This window comes from Pseudomonas sp. 58 R 3 (genome assembly GCF_900006605.1).
Classification (GTDB): domain Bacteria; phylum Pseudomonadota; class Gammaproteobacteria; order Pseudomonadales; family Pseudomonadaceae; genus Aquipseudomonas; species Aquipseudomonas salomonii.
In genome coordinates, this window is the sequence record NZ_CVTT01000065.1 from 262,452 (window position 1) to 277,492 (window position 15,041).

Consider the following 15,041-nt stretch of genomic DNA (forward strand, 5'->3'; position numbering starts at 1 on the left):
ACGGGCTCGGCCAGCCGCCACTGCACTCAATAACCGTGCCGACAACCGCACCTTAACCCACACCGCTTATATAACTCACTGATGTTAATCAGCTTTCAGATTGTGCCTACGGTACGTGTCGCCTTACTCAGGCTAAATAACGCGAAAGTTGCCCGAACTGTCAGGACTCAATCTGGTGCAACACAATTATTTTTATTTACCCATGCCGTCAAGCGGCATGTCTCAAGCGTCTGATTTGCAATAAGAAATGTTGCTCAATTTAAGAACCTGTCAAGTGCGTCAAAATGGTGAAGGGGCGCTACATTTTGGTGATTTATAGTTTTTTACTTTTAAAATCATGCAGTTAAAATCGATATAAGCTTAAGAAAAATCTTCTTGCTCATTCGAAAAACTCGGGCTAGTTTCTATTCCTGTCACCGATGACAGGATTAAACCGGCCATCGGCAAGCAGCATTACAACACTTAGAACTGGCACAAGCCGGTCAAGCCTGTGAGGAACTCGACATGTCGCTGTTGATCCGTGGCGCCACCGTTATTACCCATGATGAAAGTTACCGCGCCGATGTGTTATGCGCAGACGGTCTCATTCGCGCTATTGGCACGAATCTGGACGTTCCCGCCGGCACTGAAACACTCGATGGCAGTGGCCAATACTTGATGCCCGGCGGCATCGACCCGCATACGCATATGCAACTGCCCTTCATGGGCACCGTGGCCAGTGAAGACTTTTTCAGTGGCACGGCGGCGGGTCTGGCAGGCGGCACCACCTCGATCATCGACTTTGTGATTCCCAACCCGCAGCAATCGCTGATGGAGGCGTTTCACCAGTGGCGCGGCTGGGCGGAAAAATCCGCCTCCGACTACGGTTTTCATGTGGCGATCACCTGGTGGAGCGAGCAGGTGCGCGAGGAGATGGCCGAGCTGGTCAGCCACCATGGCATCAACAGCTTCAAGCACTTCATGGCCTACAAGAACGCGATCATGGCGGCGGACGACACCCTGGTCGCCAGCTTCGAACGCTGCCTGGAACTGGGCGCGGTGCCGACGGTGCACGCAGAGAACGGCGAGCTGGTGTATCACCTGCAACGCAAGCTGATGGCCCAGGGCATTACCGGGCCGGAAGCGCATCCGCTGTCGCGTCCGTCCCAAGTGGAAGGCGAAGCAGCCAGCCGCGCCATTCGCATCGCCGAGACCATCGGCACGCCGTTGTACCTGGTGCACGTATCAACCCAGGAAGCACTGGATGAAATCACCTACGCCCGTGGCAAAGGCCAACCGGTCTACGGCGAAGTGCTGGCCGGGCACCTGCTGCTGGATGACAGCGTGTACCAGCACCCCGACTGGCAAACCGCCGCAGGCTACGTGATGAGCCCGCCGTTCCGCCCGCGTGGGCATCAGGAGGCACTCTGGCACGGCTTGCAGTCCGGCAACCTGCACACCACCGCCACCGACCACTGCTGCTTCTGCGCCGAGCAAAAAGCCGCCGGCCGCGACGACTTCAGCAAGATCCCCAACGGCACCGCCGGCATCGAAGACCGTATGGCGCTGCTGTGGCACGAGGGCGTGAACACCGGGCGTTTGTCGATGCAGGAATTTGTTGCGCTGACGTCGACCAACACCGCGAAGATCTTCAATCTCTACCCGCGCAAAGGCGCGATCCGCGTGGGTGCCGATGCAGACCTGGTGCTGTGGGATCCCGAGGGCACGCGCACGATTTCGGCCAAGACCCACCATCAGAAGGTCGACTTCAACATCTTCGAAGGCAAGACCGTGCGCGGCGTGCCGAGCCACACCATCAGCCAGGGCAAGCTGGTGTGGGCCGATGGGGATTTACGCGCCGAGCGCGGTGCCGGGCGGTATGTGGAACGGCCGGCGTATCCGGCGGTGTTTGAGCAGTTGAGCAAGCGGGCCGAGCATTCCAGGCCCACTGCCGTAAAGCGCTGAACATACAGCGCACATGATCGTTCCCACGCTCTGCGTGGGAATGCAGTCAGGGGCGCTCTGCGCCCCAAAAGCGGACGCAGAGCGTCCAGTGAGGCATTCCCACGCAGAGCGTGGGAACGATCGCCCATCAGAGGCAGCACCTCAACAACCGTGAGGCCAATACCGTGATCCAGACCCTGACCCACCTCCCCCATCCCCATGAAGATGGACCCACTCTCGCCAGCCACTTCACCGACCTGGCGCCGCCTCTCAACGCCCGCCAGGCCCAACTGGAAGCCTCGCGCTGCCTGTATTGCTACGACGCGCCGTGCGTGAATGCGTGCCCCAGCGAAATCGATATCCCATCGTTCATCCGCAATATTCACACCGAGAACGTGCAAGGCGCCGCGCAGAAAATCCTCTCGGCCAATATCCTCGGCGGCAGCTGCGCTCGTGTGTGCCCCACCGAGATTCTGTGCCAGCAAGCCTGCGTACGTAATAACGCCGAAGAATGCGCGCCGGTGCTGATCGGCCTGTTGCAGCGCTACGCCATCGACAACGCGCAGTTCAGCGAACACCCGTTCCAGCGCGCGGCACCCACGGGCAAACGCATCGCCGTGGTCGGCGCCGGGCCTGCGGGCCTGGCCTGCGCCCACCGCGCCGCCCTGCATGGCCATGACGTGGTGATTTTCGAAGCCCGGGAAAAAGCCGGCGGCCTGAATGAATACGGGATCGCCAAGTACAAGCTGGTGGATGATTTTGCCCAGAAGGAGCTGGCTTTCCTGTTGCAGATCGGCGGCATCGAGATCCGCCATGGCCAGCGCCTGGGTGGCAACCTGACGCTGAGCGAATTGCACCAGCAATTCGATTCGGTATTTTTGGGCTTGGGCCTCGCCGCCAGCAAACAACTGGGCTTGCCCCATGAAGACGCGCCCGGCCTGCTCGCCGCCACCGACTATATCCGCGAACTGCGCCAGGCCGATGACCTCAGCCAACTGCCCTTGGCCGACCGCTGCATCGTGCTCGGTGCCGGCAATACCGCCATCGACATGGCCGTGCAAATGGCTCGCCTCGGCGCCCGCGATGTGAACCTGGTGTACCGCCGTGGCCTGGCCGATATGGGCGCCACTCACCATGAACAAGAGATCGCCAAGGCCAATCAGGTGCGGCTGCTGACCTGGGCTCAACCGGATGAAGTGTTGCTGGATGATCAAGGCCGTGTGCGCGGCATGCGTTTTTTGCGCACGTGCATGGAAAACGGTCGCCTGCACCCCACTGGCGAAGCCTTTGAACTGGCCTGCGACGCAATCTTCAAAGCCATCGGCCAGGGTTTTGACAACGAGGCGCTACATGATCCGCTGGCCCAGCAACTGCACCGGGTGGGCGAGCGTATCTTCGTCGACGAACAGCTGCAAACCAGCATCCCGGGCATCTATGCCGGCGGCGATTGCGTCAGCCTCGGCCAGGACCTCACCGTGCAGGCGGTGCAACATGGCAAGCTGGCCGCCGAGGCCATGCACGCCCAACTCATGCTGAACGTGGAGGCTGCGTAATGGCCGATCTCTCGATTGTATTTGCCGGTATCAAAGCCCCCAACCCGTTCTGGCTGGCCTCCGCGCCGCCCACCGACAAGGCCTACAACGTGGTGCGCGCCTTTGAAGCCGGCTGGGGCGGCGTGGTGTGGAAAACCCTCGGGGAAGACCCGGCGGCGGTCAACGTCTCGTCACGTTATTCAGCGCACTACGGTGCCAACCGTGAAGTACTGGGTATCAACAATATCGAACTGATCACCGACCGCTCCCTGGCGATCAATCTCAAGGAAATCACCCAGGTGAAAAAGGATTGGCCCGACCGCGCCCTGATCGTGTCGCTGATGGTGCCGTGTGTTGAAGAATCCTGGAAAAACATCCTGCCGTTGGTGGAGGCCACCGGCTGCGATGGCATCGAGCTGAACTTCGGCTGCCCCCACGGCATGCCCGAGCGCGGCATGGGCGCAGCGGTCGGCCAGGTGCCGGAGTACGTGGAACAGGTGACGCGCTGGTGCAAGACCTACTGCTCGCTGCCGGTGATCGTCAAGCTTACGCCGAACATCACCGACATCCGCGTGGCGGCGCGCGCAGCGTATCGCGGCGGTGCGGATGCGGTGTCGTTGATCAACACCATCAACTCCATCACCAGTGTGGACCTGGAGCGCATGGTCGCCCTGCCGGTGGTCGGCACGCAAAGTACCCATGGCGGTTATTGCGGCTCGGCGGTCAAGCCGATTGCGTTGAACATGGTCGCCGAAATCGCCCGCGACCCGCAGACCCAAGGGCTGCCGATCTGCGGCATCGGCGGCATCGGCAATTGGCGTGATGCAGCGGAGTTTGTTGCTCTGGGCTGCGGCGCGGTGCAGGTGTGCACGGCGGCGATGCTGCATGGGTTTCGGATTGTGGAAGAGATGAAAGACGGGCTCTCGCGGTGGATGGACAGCCAGGGCTACGCCAGCCTGCAGGAATTTTCCGGGCGGGCGGTGGGCAATACTACGGACTGGAAGTACCTGGACATCAACTATCAGGTGATTGCCAAGATCGACCAGCAGGCGTGTATCGGCTGTGGGCGTTGCCATATTGCCTGTGAGGATACGTCACATCAGGCGATTGCCAGCTTGAAACAGGCGGACGGCACGCATAAATACGAGGTGATCGATGATGAGTGCGTCGGCTGCAATTTGTGCCAGATCACCTGCCCGGTGGCCGATTGCATCGAGATGGTGCCGATGGAAACGGGCAAGCCGTTTTTGAACTGGACGCAGGATCCGCGTAACCCCTATCGCGAAGCTGTGTAGCCCAGATCGTTCCCACGCTCCGCGTGGGAATGCCTCCCGGGACGCTCTGCGTCCGCGCTTGGGACGCGGAGCGTCCCTGGCTGCATTCCCACGCAGAGCGTGGGAACGATCATCAAGGCTCCAAGCCAATCCCACGCAAAATCACACTGGTGACCGTCTGAATCGCCTTCTCGAACTGCCTGTCCGACAATGGCTGGTGATCATTCAAGATCTTCACCTGATGATCAAAATCCGCATAGTGCTGGGTCGAGGCCCAAATCATATACAGCAGGCTTGACGGCTCCACCGGCAGGATGCGTTTGTCTTCCACCCACTGACGAATTTTCGCCTCCTTCATCTTGGCCCAGTCGTACAGGCTTTCATCCAGCGCCTCACCGAGTGTCGGCGCGCCGTGGATGATTTCATTCGCCCAGACTTTCGAACCATAGGGCCGCGTACGTGAGCGCTGCATCTTGGCGCGGATATAACTGCTGAGCACCACGCGCGGGTCATCGAAAGTTTCAAAGCTCAACGCATCCTGCTTCCACAGGTCCAGCAGGTCGAACAGCACGGCGCTGTACAGTTCGCTTTTGGTGCTGAAGTAGTAATGCAGGTTGGAGCGCGGCAGTTGCACTTCTTCGGCAATGTCGGCCATGGCGGTGCTGCCGTAGCCCTTCTCGGCGAAGACTTTCTCCGCCGCCAACAGGATTTTCTCGACGTTGCTGCGCCGGATGCCGATCTTGTGATTGCCCATGGATGGTGGAGCCCCAGTCACTTTTAAATACAATTCATTTTCAAGCATCACATCATGAACCGCTTCATTAGGCTACACGCCGTTGATCGCCAGATCAGCACCAGCGCCGTAAAGCCCGCAGTATTCCAAGGCGTCAGCCTGCGTGATCGGGCTATGATCGGCGCATCTGAACCGGACACCCCAGACCTATGGCCGTTGACCTGCACGCCCTCTACCCGAAATTGATCCACCTGATGCTGGACACGGTCTTCGTGGTCGACAGTGACAACCTGATCGTGTTTGTCAGCGATGCCTGCGAAGCCCTGCTCGGCTACCGCGCCGATGAACTGACCGGCACGCCCATTACCGACTACATGCACCCTGAAGACCTGGCGCGCACGCGGGCCTCGATTGTGCGAGTCATGAATGGCCGGCCCCATGTGGACTTTCGCAACCGCTATCTGCGCAAGGATGGCAGCGTGGTGCACATCCTGTGGGCAGCCTTCTGGTCCGAAGAAGTCGGCGCGCGCATCGGCGTGGCGCGGGACGTGACGGCGCTCACCCAGGCCGAGGAGGAACTGCGCTTCCTCGCCCACCATGACCCATTGACGGCCCTCACCAACCGCTCGTTGTTCAACGATGGCCTGGCGTCGGCCCTGCACACCGCACGGCGTGATAACACCCGGCTGGCGTTGCTGTTTCTGGACGTCAATGACTTCAAGGGCATCAACGATGTGCATGGCCACGCCGTGGGCGACCGCGTGCTCTGCGTGATTGCACGGCGGCTGGAACGCTGCGTGCGAGAAAGCGATCTGGTGGCGCGCATGGGCGGTGATGAATTCACGGTGTTGCTGACCGATGTGCAGTCACACGAAGCGGTTAGCAGCAAAGTGGCGCAAATTCTCGCGGCCATGGCCGAGCCGCTGGGCGCTGAGTTTGGCCCGGTCAAGATGCCGTCGTGCAGTGTGGGCGTGGCGTTTTACCCGGCCGACGGCGCAGACGCCGATACCCTGCTCAGCCACGCAGACAGCGATATGTACCGGATAAAAAGGCTGCGGCTGGCCGCCGAGTGATGAAACTTCCTACGCGAACCTTTCCCGCCAAAAACGGATTGGTTAGGATCGCGGTCCACTTGAAGGATCATTGCAATGACTATTCGACCTCGCGCGGCCGCCGGCGACCCGGTGCTGGGAGCACTGTGGGAGCGCTCGGTGCGGGCCACCCATAACTTCCTCCCCTCACTTGAAGGTACTGAACAATGTTGATCAAGAAAGCCCTGACCACCGTCACCCTGCTCGCGTCCCTGTTGGGTGCGTCTGCGGCATTTGCCCACGCCCACCTCAAAAGCTCGACACCGGCGGCCGACAGCACGGTTGCCGCGCCCGCCGACCTGCGCCTGACCTTCAGCGAAGGCGTAGAAGCCACCTTCACCAAAGTGTCCCTGAGCAAAGACGGCACCGAAGTCGCCATCAAAGGCCTGGAAACCCCGGACGCCGACAAGAAAACCCTGGTGGTCACACCCGCCGCGCCGCTGGCGGCCGGCAACTACAAGGTGGTGTGGAACGCCGTCTCGGTCGACACCCATAAGAGCAACGGTGAATACAGCTTCAAGGTCGGCCAATAACCGATGGCAACCCTGCTGGTGCTGTGCCGCTTCGTGCATTTCATCGTCGTGCTGTTGATGTTCGGGGCCTGTGCCTTCAGGCCCTGGCTGCTCGGCGCGCAACCGGCACTGGACCGGCAACTGCTGCGCATCACCCGTGCGCTGGCCTGGCTGGGGTTGCTCTCCGGCGTGGCCTGGTTGCTGTTGATCACGGCCAGCATGGCGGGCAGTTGGGACGCGGCGCTGCAACCGGCCACGGTGCAGTTGGTGCTGGGCAAAACCTTTTTCGGCCAGGTGTGGGTCTGGCACTTGTTGCTGAACCTGCTGCTGGTAGTGGCGTTGATCAAACCCTGGCCGGCCTTGCGCCTGCCGTTGACCGCACTGCTGTTGGCGACCTTGGCCCCGGTCGGCCATGGCGCGATGCTCAATGGGCTGAGCGGGCAATTGCTGATCCTCAATCAAGTGGTGCACCTGGTGTGCGTCGGCGCCTGGCTGGGCGGGTTGTTGCTCCTGGTGCTGATCCTGCGGCTGTCGCCAAAGCCTGGGCTGGAGCCGATCCTCAAGCGTTTCAGCGGTGTGGGTTATGGCCTGGTTGCCGGTTTGCTGGTGACGGGCTTGATCAATGTTCGGGTGCTGACCGGGCAGCTGTGGCCCACGCCGCTGTTTAACGGGTTTGCGCTGATTCTGTTGATCAAGGTGCTGCTGGTGCTGGGTATGTTGGCGCTGGCGCTGTTGAACCGGTTGCGTATCGAGCGTTGTGAGGAGCGAGTGGGCAGTTTGAAGGCCAGTGTGATGCTCGAATGGGTGCTGGGTATTTCAGCAGTCGCCGCGGTGTCCCTGCTGGGTACCTTGCCACCGATGGTGATGGCTGGCTAAACCCACGCAAAGCTCAAGTCGAACTCGCTCCCACATGGCCCGTGCTCACTTTTGACCGGTACAGACCTAGTCATCGTATAACTTCTGCTTGACAGACCCCGAAAACCCCGCAAATATCCCTCGCAATGTTGTACGACAACGTATAACAAATAATAAAAACAACAACACGAAAGGGAGCTTCACTGTGCCTCAATTCGCCCGCAATTCCTCCTCGCGTCTCGGTCTTATCAGTTTCAGCAGCCTGGCACTCGCCCTGCCCCTCTGTGCCCAGGCCGAGGGTTTTCTCGACGACGCCAAAGCCACGCTCAACCTGCGCAACGCCTACTTCAATCGCAACTTCACCAACCCCACGTACCCGCAGGCCAAGGCCGAGGAATGGACGCAGAACTTCATTCTCGACGCCAAATCCGGCTTTACCCAAGGCACCGTGGGCTTCGGGATTGACGTGCTGGGCCTGTATTCGCAGAAGCTCGACGGCGGTAAAGGCACGGGGGGCACCCAGCTATTGCCGATCCATAGCGACGGCCGCCCTGCCGACAATTTCGGACGCCTGGGCGTAGCGCTGAAAACCCGGCTGTCCAAAACCGAACTGAAGGTCGGCGAATGGATGCCGGTGCTGCCGATCCTGCGCTCGGACGACGGCCGCTCCTTGCCGCAAACCTTTCGTGGCGGCCAGGTCACCTCCAATGAAATCGCCGGGCTGACCCTCTACGGCGGCCAGTTTCGCGGCAACAGCCCGCGCAACGACGCGAGCATGGAAGACATGTTCATGAACGGCAAAGCGGCGTTCACCTCCGACCGTTTCAACTTCGGCGGCGGCGAATACGCCTTCAACGACAAACGCACCCAGGTCGGCGTGTGGTACGCCGAACTCACCGACATCTACCAGCAGCAGTACCTGAACCTGACCCACAGCCAGCCGGTCGGCGACTGGACCTTTGGCGCCAACCTCGGGTTCTTCAATGGCAAGGAAGACGGCAGCGCCCTGGCCGGCAACCTCGACAACAAAACCTATTCCGCCCTGCTCTCGGCCAAATACAAAGGCAACGCCTTCTATGTGGGCCTGCAAAAACTCACCGGCGACAGCGTGTGGATGCGGGTCAACGGCACCAGCGGCGGCACCCTGGCCAACGACAGCTACAACGCCAGCTACGACAATGCCAAGGAAAAATCCTGGCAGATACGCCATGACTTCAACTTCGTGGTGCTCGGCATTCCGGGGCTGACCATGATGAACCGCTACATCAGCGGCAATAACGTGCACACCGGGGCCATCACCGATGGCAAGGAATGGGGCCGCGAGTCGGAACTGGCCTACACGGTGCAGAGCGGCACACTGAAGGATTTGAATGTGCGCTGGCGCAACTCGACCATGCGTCGGGATTTCAGCAACAACGAGTTTGATGAAAATCGGATCTTTATCAGCTATCCGATCTCGTTGCTCTAGGGCTGGATCCATAAGCAGAAGAAGATCCACGGTGGGAGCGGCGGTGCGACGATTCGACTTGCTCGCTCCCACATTTGATCTGACTTGCCTGCAAGAATGTTGACAACCTCGGGAATCCCTAACACTATTTCCACATAGTCATACGACAACCTACAACAACAATGGAATTCCCATGACCACCACCACGCCTGCTCCCTTCAACCGCCTGCTGCTTACCGGCGCTGCCGGCGGCCTGGGCAAAGTCCTGCGCGAACGCATGCGCCCTTATGCCCAGGTATTGCGCCTGTCGGACATCGCCAACATGGCCCCGTCGGCCGGCGAGTTCGAAGAAGTGCAACCCTGTGACCTGGCCGACAAACACGCCGTGCACCAGTTGGTGGAAGGCGTCGATGCCATCCTGCATTTCGGCGGTGTGTCGGTGGAGCGCTCTTTCGAAGAGGTGCTCGGCGCCAACATCAGCGGCATTTTCCATATCTACGAGGCCGCACGCCGCCATGGGGTTAAACGCGTGATCTTCGCCAGCTCCAACCATGTGATCGGCTTTTACAAGCAGGACGAACACATCGACGCCCACTCCCCACGTCGCCCCGACAGCTACTACGGCTTGTCCAAATCCTACGGCGAAGACATGGCCAGCTTCTACTTCGACCGCTACGGCATCGAGACCGTGAGCATCCGCATCGGCTCCTCGTTCCCGGAACCCCAGAACCGCCGGATGATGCACACCTGGCTGAGTTTCGATGACCTGACCCAACTGCTCGAGCGCGCGCTGTACACGCCGAATGTCGGCCACACCGTGGTCTACGGCATGTCGGATAACCTCGATACCTGGTGGGACAACCGCTACGCCGCGCACCTGGGTTTTGCGCCCAAGGACAGCTCCGAAGTGTTCCGCGCCAAGGTGGAAGCCCAGCCGCCAGTGGCCGCCGACGACCCCGCCGCGATCTACCAGGGCGGCGCGTTCTGCGCGGCGGGGCCGTTCGGTGACTGAACGCACATCAACCCAAGGGAATGAGTTGCCATGACCGCTGAACTGATCGTCGATGCCCGCAATGCCGTGGGCGAATGCCCGGTGTGGGTGCCGCAGGAAAACGCGCTGTACTGGGTGGACATCCCCAACGGCGGCCTGCAACGCTGGAACGCCGCCACCGGCCAAGTCGCCGTCTGGAAAGCCCCGCAGATGCTTGCCTGTATTGCCCGCACCGACGCGGGCAATTGGCTCGCAGGCATGGAAAGCGGGTTTTTCCAACTCACCCCGCATCACGACGGCAGCCTCGACACCACGCCTGTGGCGAGCATCGAGCACCCGCGCACTGACATGCGCCTCAACGATGGCCGCTGTGATCGCCAGGGCCGCTTCTGGGCCGGCAGCATGGTGCTGAACATGGGCTTGAATGCGGCCGAAGGCACCCTTTACCGCTATGCGTCAGGCGCCGCGCCCCATGCACAACTGAACGGGTTCATCACCCTCAACGGCCTGGCCTTCAGCCCGGACGGCCGCACGATGTACGCCTCGGACTCACACCCGCTGGTGCAGCAAATCTGGGCTTTCGATTACGACATCGACACCGGCACGCCGTCCAACCGCCGGGTATTTGTCGACATGCATCAATTCCTCGGGCGCCCCGATGGCGCGGCGGTCGACGCTGACGGCTGCTACTGGATCTGCGCCAACGACGCCGGGCTGATTCACCGCTTTACCCCGGATGGCCGCCTGGACCGCTCCCTCAGCGTGCCGGTCAAAAAACCCACTATGTGCGCCTTCGGCGGCAGCCGGCTGGACACCTTGTTCGTCACCTCGATCCGTGATGACCACAGTGAGCAGTCGGTCGCCGGCGGCGTGTTTGCCCTCAACCCCGGCGTCAGCGGATTGCCGGAGCCCACGTTCACCCTCTAGCTGCATCGCTGTGCCTTGAATACAACAACAATAAGACAGGAGTGACACCCCATGGACTTCAAACGCACCTTGCTCGCCGCTGCATTCTTTACCCTCAGCACCGCCGCCCATGCGCTGGAAATCAAATTCGCCGACATCCACCCCGCCGGCTACCCCACTGTCGTTGCCGAAGAGAACATGGGCAAGGCCCTGACCAAAGCCAGCAACGGCGAACTGACCTTCAAATACTTCCCGGGCGGTGTGCTGGGCTCCGAAAAAGAAGTGGTCGAACAGGCCCAGGTCGGCGCGGTGCAGATGACCCGCGTCAGCCTCGGCATCGTCGGGCCGGTGGTGCCGGACGTGAACGTGTTCAACTTGCCGTTCGTGTTCCGCGACCAGGCGCATATGCGCAAAATCATCGACGGCGAAATCGGCGATGAAATCCTCGCCAAGATCACCGACTCCGAGTTCGGCCTGGTGGCCCTGGCCTGGATGGACGGCGGCACCCGCAACCTCTACACCAAAAAGCCGGTGCGCAAGATCGAAGACCTCAAGGGCATGAAAATTCGCGTTCAGGGCAACCCGATCTTCATCGAAGCCTTCAACGCGATGGGCGCCAACGGCATTGCCATGGACACCGGCGAAATCTTCAGCGCCTTGCAGACCGGCGTCATCGACGGCGCAGAAAACAACCCGCCGACGATGCTGGAGCACAACCACTTTCAGAATGCCAAGTTCTACACCCTCACCGAGCACCTGATCCTGCCCGAACCCATCGTGATGTCGAAAATCACCTGGAACAAACTCACGCCTGCCCAGCAAGACCTGGTGAAAAAAGCCGCCAAGGTCGCCCAGGCTGACGAGCGCGCGCTGTGGGACGCCAAGTCAGCCAGCAGCGAGGAAAAGCTCAAGAAGGCTGGCGTCGAGTTCATCACCGTCGACAAAAAACCCTTCTATGACGCCACCGCAGCGGTTCGCGCCAAATACGGTGCGGCTTACGCCGACATCATCAAGCGCATCGACGCGGTCGAGTAATCACCCTTCCCTCTAGTCAGGCCCGGCGCGGTCCGCATCGACGCGCCCGGTTACGGTGAACGCCATGAAGAATTTAGTGTTGCGCATCAACGACCGCATTTACATGACCTGCATCTGGGTCGCCGGCCTCTCGGTGCTCGGGGTCGCGCTGATCATTCCCTGGGGCATCTTCGCCCGCTACATCCTCGGCACCGGCGCAAGCTGGCCGGAGCCCACCGCCATTCTGCTGATGCTGGTGTTCACTTTTGTCGGCGCGGCGGCCAGTTACCGTGCCGGCGCGCATATGTCAGTGGCCGTGGTCACCGACCGCCTGCCACCGCGCCAACGGCAAATCGTCGGCGTAATCACGCAACTGCTGATGGCCACCATCTGCCTGTTCATGGCCGTCTGGGGCAGCAAGCTGTGCCTGTCCACCTGGAACCAGTTCATGAGCGCGATCCCCACCCTGCGCGTGGGCATCACCTATATGCCGATCCCGATTGGCGGGCTGCTGACGCTGGTGTTCGTGCTGGAAAAACTCTTGCTCGGTGACCAGAGCCAGCGCCGTGTGGTGCGCTTCGACCTGGTTGAAGAAAACGAAGGGGCTGCCTGATGGACGCATTGATGCTGCTGGGCAGTTTTATCGCCTTGATCCTGATCGGCATGCCGGTGGCCTACGCCCTCGGGCTATCGGCGCTGATCGGCGCGTGGTGGATCGACATCCCGTTCCAGGCCCTGATGATTCAGGTGGCGGGCGGGGTGAACAAGTTTTCGCTGATGGCGATTCCGTTCTTTGTGCTGGCCGGGGCGATCATGGCCGAGGGCGGCATGTCGCGCCGCCTGGTGGCGTTTGCCGGGGTGCTGGTGGGGTTTGTGCGCGGTGGCCTGTCGTTGGTGAACATCGTGGCGTCGACGTTTTTTGGCGCGATTTCCGGCTCGTCGGTGGCCGATACCGCATCGGTCGGTTCGGTGTTGATCCCGGAAATGGAACGCCGAGGCTACCCGCGTGAGTTCTCCACCGCCGTCACGGTAAGCGGTTCGGTGCAGGCCTTGCTGACGCCGCCCAGCCATAACTCGGTGCTCTACTCCCTGGCGGCCGGCGGCACGGTCTCGATCGCCTCGTTGTTCATGGCCGGCGTGGTGCCTGGGTTGTTGATGAGCGCGTGCCTGATGGTGCTGTGCCTGATCTTCGCGAAAAAGCGCAATTACCCCAAAGGTGACGTCATCCCCTTGAAGCAGGCGCTGAAGATCGCCGCCGATGCACTCTGGGGCCTGATGGCCATGGTGATCATTCTCGGCGGCATCCTCTCGGGTATTTTCACTGCCACCGAGTCGGCCGCGATTGCCGTGCTCTGGGCATTTTTCGTGACCATGTTCATCTACCGCGACTACAAATGGCGCGAGCTGCCCAAGCTGATGCACCGTACGGTGCGCACCATTTCCATTGTGATGATCCTGATCGCCTTCGCGGCGAGCTTCGGCTACATCATGACCCTGATGCAGATCCCGGCAAAAATCACCACGCTGTTCCTGACCCTGTCGGACAACCGCTACGTGATCCTGATGTGCATCAACGTCATGCTGCTGATGCTCGGCACGGTGATGGACATGGCGCCGCTGATTTTGATCCTCACCCCGATTTTGCTGCCGGTGGTGCTGGGTATCGGCGTCGACCCGGTGCACTTCGGCATGATCATGCTGGTGAACCTCGGCATCGGCCTGATCACGCCGCCAGTGGGCGCAGTGCTGTTTGTGGGCGCGGCGGTGGGCAAGGTCAGTATCGAGAAAACCGTGGCGGCGCTGCTGCCGTTTTATGCGGTACTGTTTCTGGTGTTGATGGCGGTGACGTACATTCCCGCGCTGTCACTTTGGTTGCCGCATCTGGTGCTCTGATGATTGAACTTGAAGACAACCTGACTCAGCTCACCCTCGCCCCGGACGTGGGTGGCAGCCTCGTCAACTGGACGGTGCGCGCCACCGGCCAGCCGCTGTTACGCCCTAGCGACGAAGCTGCGCTGAACACCGGGCTGCCGGGCAAGCTGGCGTGTTACCCGCTGGCGCCGTGGTCCAACCGGGTTGCCCAAGGTGGTTTCGATAACCCGGGCGGCTGGCTGGCACTCACGCCCAACAGCCCGCTCGACCCGCTGCCGATTCACGGTTCGGCCTGGCAACAGGTGTGGCAGGTGGTGCGCCAGACGGCGGATGAAGTGGTGCTGGAGGTGGTGTGTGAGACGCCGTTTGCCTACCGCGCCGAGCAGCGGTTGCGCTTGAGCGGCGGCGAGCTGAGTATCCAGTTGCGCGTAACGCATCTGGCCGAAAAAGCCGCGTGGCACGGCCTGGGGTTGCATCCGTATCTGCCGCGCAGGCCGGGCACGCGGTTGCAGGCCAAGGCGGATCAGGTGTGGATGAGTGATGCGTCCAAGCTGCCGACCGGGTTGGCGCCGGTGCCTGCCGAATGGGATTTCACTCAGCTCAAAGGGCTGCCGCACGCCCTGGTGGACAATGGGTTTTGCCAGTGGGATGGGCGTTGTCGCATCGAACAGCCGGAGCTGGGCTATGCACTGGAGTGCCAGGCGAGCGGCGCCGATTACTTCCTGCTGTTCTGCCCGCCGGGGTTGGGGTTCTTTTGCATCGAGCCGGTGAGTCATCCGGTGAATGCGCATCACCTGCCCGGGCGGCCGGGGCTGAAGCTGCTGGAAAAAGGCCAGTCAACTCACCTCAATTTCACCCTGAAATACCAACCTTTATAACCCCAAAAAAACC

Annotated in this window: 14 protein-coding genes and 1 pseudogene; 14 read left to right on the forward strand and 1 reads right to left on the reverse strand. The window is 61.0% G+C overall.

From position 1 onward, the window contains the following. The first annotated feature begins 504 nt into the window (after window positions 1-504). From hydA to preA, 3 genes are all read left to right on the forward strand, one after another. Window positions 505-1,944: a dihydropyrimidinase gene (gene hydA / locus BFP92_RS22305; RefSeq protein ID WP_056861381.1), complete on the forward strand. Its 1,440-nt coding sequence runs from the start codon at window positions 505-507 to the stop codon at window positions 1,942-1,944. Between the two features lie 164 nt (window positions 1,945-2,108). Beyond that, window positions 2,109-3,476, forward strand: coding sequence for an NAD(P)-dependent oxidoreductase (locus tag BFP92_RS22310; RefSeq protein ID WP_065931188.1), 1,368 nt, complete (start codon window positions 2,109-2,111; stop codon window positions 3,474-3,476). Next, window positions 3,476-4,750: an NAD-dependent dihydropyrimidine dehydrogenase subunit PreA gene (gene preA / locus BFP92_RS22315; protein ID WP_065931120.1), complete on the forward strand. Its 1,275-nt coding sequence runs from the start codon at window positions 3,476-3,478 to the stop codon at window positions 4,748-4,750. Before BFP92_RS22310 ends, preA begins: the two co-directional genes overlap by 1 nt. Before the next feature lie 112 nt (window positions 4,751-4,862). Here the strand turns inward: preA and BFP92_RS22320 are convergent, their stop codons facing one another. Next, entirely contained in the window at window positions 4,863-5,483 is a 621-nt protein-coding gene (locus BFP92_RS22320; protein ID WP_065931121.1) for a TetR/AcrR family transcriptional regulator, read from the reverse strand. A 188-nt stretch (window positions 5,484-5,671) separates the two neighbouring features. On the opposite strand from BFP92_RS22320, the gene BFP92_RS22325 reads away from it, so the two are divergent. The 11 genes and pseudogenes from BFP92_RS22325 to BFP92_RS22370 all read left to right on the forward strand — a co-directional run bounded on the left by BFP92_RS22325 (window position 5,672) and on the right by BFP92_RS22370 (window position 15,028). Next, window positions 5,672-6,535, forward strand: a complete 864-nt coding sequence (locus tag BFP92_RS22325) for a GGDEF domain-containing protein (protein ID WP_065931122.1) — start codon at window positions 5,672-5,674, stop codon at window positions 6,533-6,535. Window positions 6,536-6,610: 75 nt separating this feature from the next. Continuing rightward, window positions 6,611-6,700, forward strand: a pseudogene (locus BFP92_RS30670) (GNAT family N-acetyltransferase); the annotation flags it as partial. 20 nt (window positions 6,701-6,720) lie between these two features. Beyond that, window positions 6,721-7,086 carry a copper homeostasis periplasmic binding protein CopC gene (gene copC, locus BFP92_RS22330; protein WP_056861375.1) on the forward strand — a complete coding sequence of 122 codons (366 nt, stop codon included), beginning with the start codon at window positions 6,721-6,723 and terminating at the stop codon, window positions 7,084-7,086. A gap of 3 nt (window positions 7,087-7,089) precedes the next feature. After that, window positions 7,090-7,941 (forward strand): copper homeostasis membrane protein CopD, encoded by an 852-nt coding sequence (copD, locus tag BFP92_RS22335; RefSeq protein WP_065931123.1) that lies wholly within the window; start codon window positions 7,090-7,092, stop codon window positions 7,939-7,941. Window positions 7,942-8,125: 184 nt separating this feature from the next. Then, a complete protein-coding gene (locus tag BFP92_RS22340; RefSeq protein WP_065931124.1) occupies window positions 8,126-9,388 on the forward strand; it encodes an OprD family porin in 1,263 nt (420 codons plus the stop codon). 172 nt (window positions 9,389-9,560) lie between these two features. Continuing rightward, a complete protein-coding gene (locus BFP92_RS22345; RefSeq protein ID WP_065931125.1) occupies window positions 9,561-10,379 on the forward strand; it encodes an NAD-dependent epimerase/dehydratase family protein in 819 nt (272 codons plus the stop codon). 30 nt (window positions 10,380-10,409) lie between these two features. Next, a complete protein-coding gene (locus BFP92_RS22350; protein ID WP_065931126.1) occupies window positions 10,410-11,285 on the forward strand; it encodes an SMP-30/gluconolactonase/LRE family protein in 876 nt (291 codons plus the stop codon). A 51-nt stretch (window positions 11,286-11,336) separates the two neighbouring features. Beyond that, on the forward strand, window positions 11,337-12,299 hold the full coding sequence (locus BFP92_RS22355; protein ID WP_065931127.1) for a TRAP transporter substrate-binding protein: 963 nt from the start codon (window positions 11,337-11,339) through the stop codon (window positions 12,297-12,299). A gap of 64 nt (window positions 12,300-12,363) precedes the next feature. Continuing rightward, window positions 12,364-12,891 carry a TRAP transporter small permease gene (locus BFP92_RS22360; protein ID WP_065931128.1) on the forward strand — a complete coding sequence of 176 codons (528 nt, stop codon included), beginning with the start codon at window positions 12,364-12,366 and terminating at the stop codon, window positions 12,889-12,891. Further along, window positions 12,891-14,171, forward strand: a complete 1,281-nt coding sequence (locus BFP92_RS22365) for a TRAP transporter large permease (RefSeq protein ID WP_065931129.1) — start codon at window positions 12,891-12,893, stop codon at window positions 14,169-14,171. The genes BFP92_RS22360 and BFP92_RS22365 overlap by 1 nt, the downstream gene beginning before the upstream one ends. Then, window positions 14,171-15,028, forward strand: a complete 858-nt coding sequence (locus BFP92_RS22370) for an aldose 1-epimerase (RefSeq protein ID WP_065931130.1) — start codon at window positions 14,171-14,173, stop codon at window positions 15,026-15,028. The genes BFP92_RS22365 and BFP92_RS22370 overlap by 1 nt, the downstream gene beginning before the upstream one ends. Window positions 15,029-15,041 lie beyond the last annotated feature (13 nt).

Excerpts from the sequence above, each read along its gene's own strand:
- hydA (WP_056861381.1), top strand. The coding sequence starts at position 505 with ATGTCGCTGTTGATCCGTGGCGCCACCGTTATTACCCATGATGAAAGT.
- preA (WP_065931120.1), top strand. The coding sequence starts at position 3,476 with ATGGCCGATCTCTCGATTGTATTTGCCGGTATCAAAGCCCCCAACCCG.
- BFP92_RS22320 (WP_065931121.1), bottom strand. The coding sequence starts at position 5,483 with ATGGGCAATCACAAGATCGGCATCCGGCGCAGCAACGTCGAGAAAATC.
- BFP92_RS22325 (WP_065931122.1), top strand. The coding sequence starts at position 5,672 with ATGGCCGTTGACCTGCACGCCCTCTACCCGAAATTGATCCACCTGATG.
- copC (WP_056861375.1), top strand. The coding sequence starts at position 6,721 with ATGTTGATCAAGAAAGCCCTGACCACCGTCACCCTGCTCGCGTCCCTG.
- copD (WP_065931123.1), top strand. The coding sequence starts at position 7,090 with ATGGCAACCCTGCTGGTGCTGTGCCGCTTCGTGCATTTCATCGTCGTG.
- BFP92_RS22345 (WP_065931125.1), top strand. The coding sequence starts at position 9,561 with ATGACCACCACCACGCCTGCTCCCTTCAACCGCCTGCTGCTTACCGGC.
- BFP92_RS22350 (WP_065931126.1), top strand. The coding sequence starts at position 10,410 with ATGACCGCTGAACTGATCGTCGATGCCCGCAATGCCGTGGGCGAATGC.
- BFP92_RS22355 (WP_065931127.1), top strand. The coding sequence starts at position 11,337 with ATGGACTTCAAACGCACCTTGCTCGCCGCTGCATTCTTTACCCTCAGC.
- BFP92_RS22360 (WP_065931128.1), top strand. The coding sequence starts at position 12,364 with ATGAAGAATTTAGTGTTGCGCATCAACGACCGCATTTACATGACCTGC.
- BFP92_RS22365 (WP_065931129.1), top strand. The coding sequence starts at position 12,891 with ATGGACGCATTGATGCTGCTGGGCAGTTTTATCGCCTTGATCCTGATC.
- BFP92_RS22370 (WP_065931130.1), top strand. The coding sequence starts at position 14,171 with ATGATTGAACTTGAAGACAACCTGACTCAGCTCACCCTCGCCCCGGAC.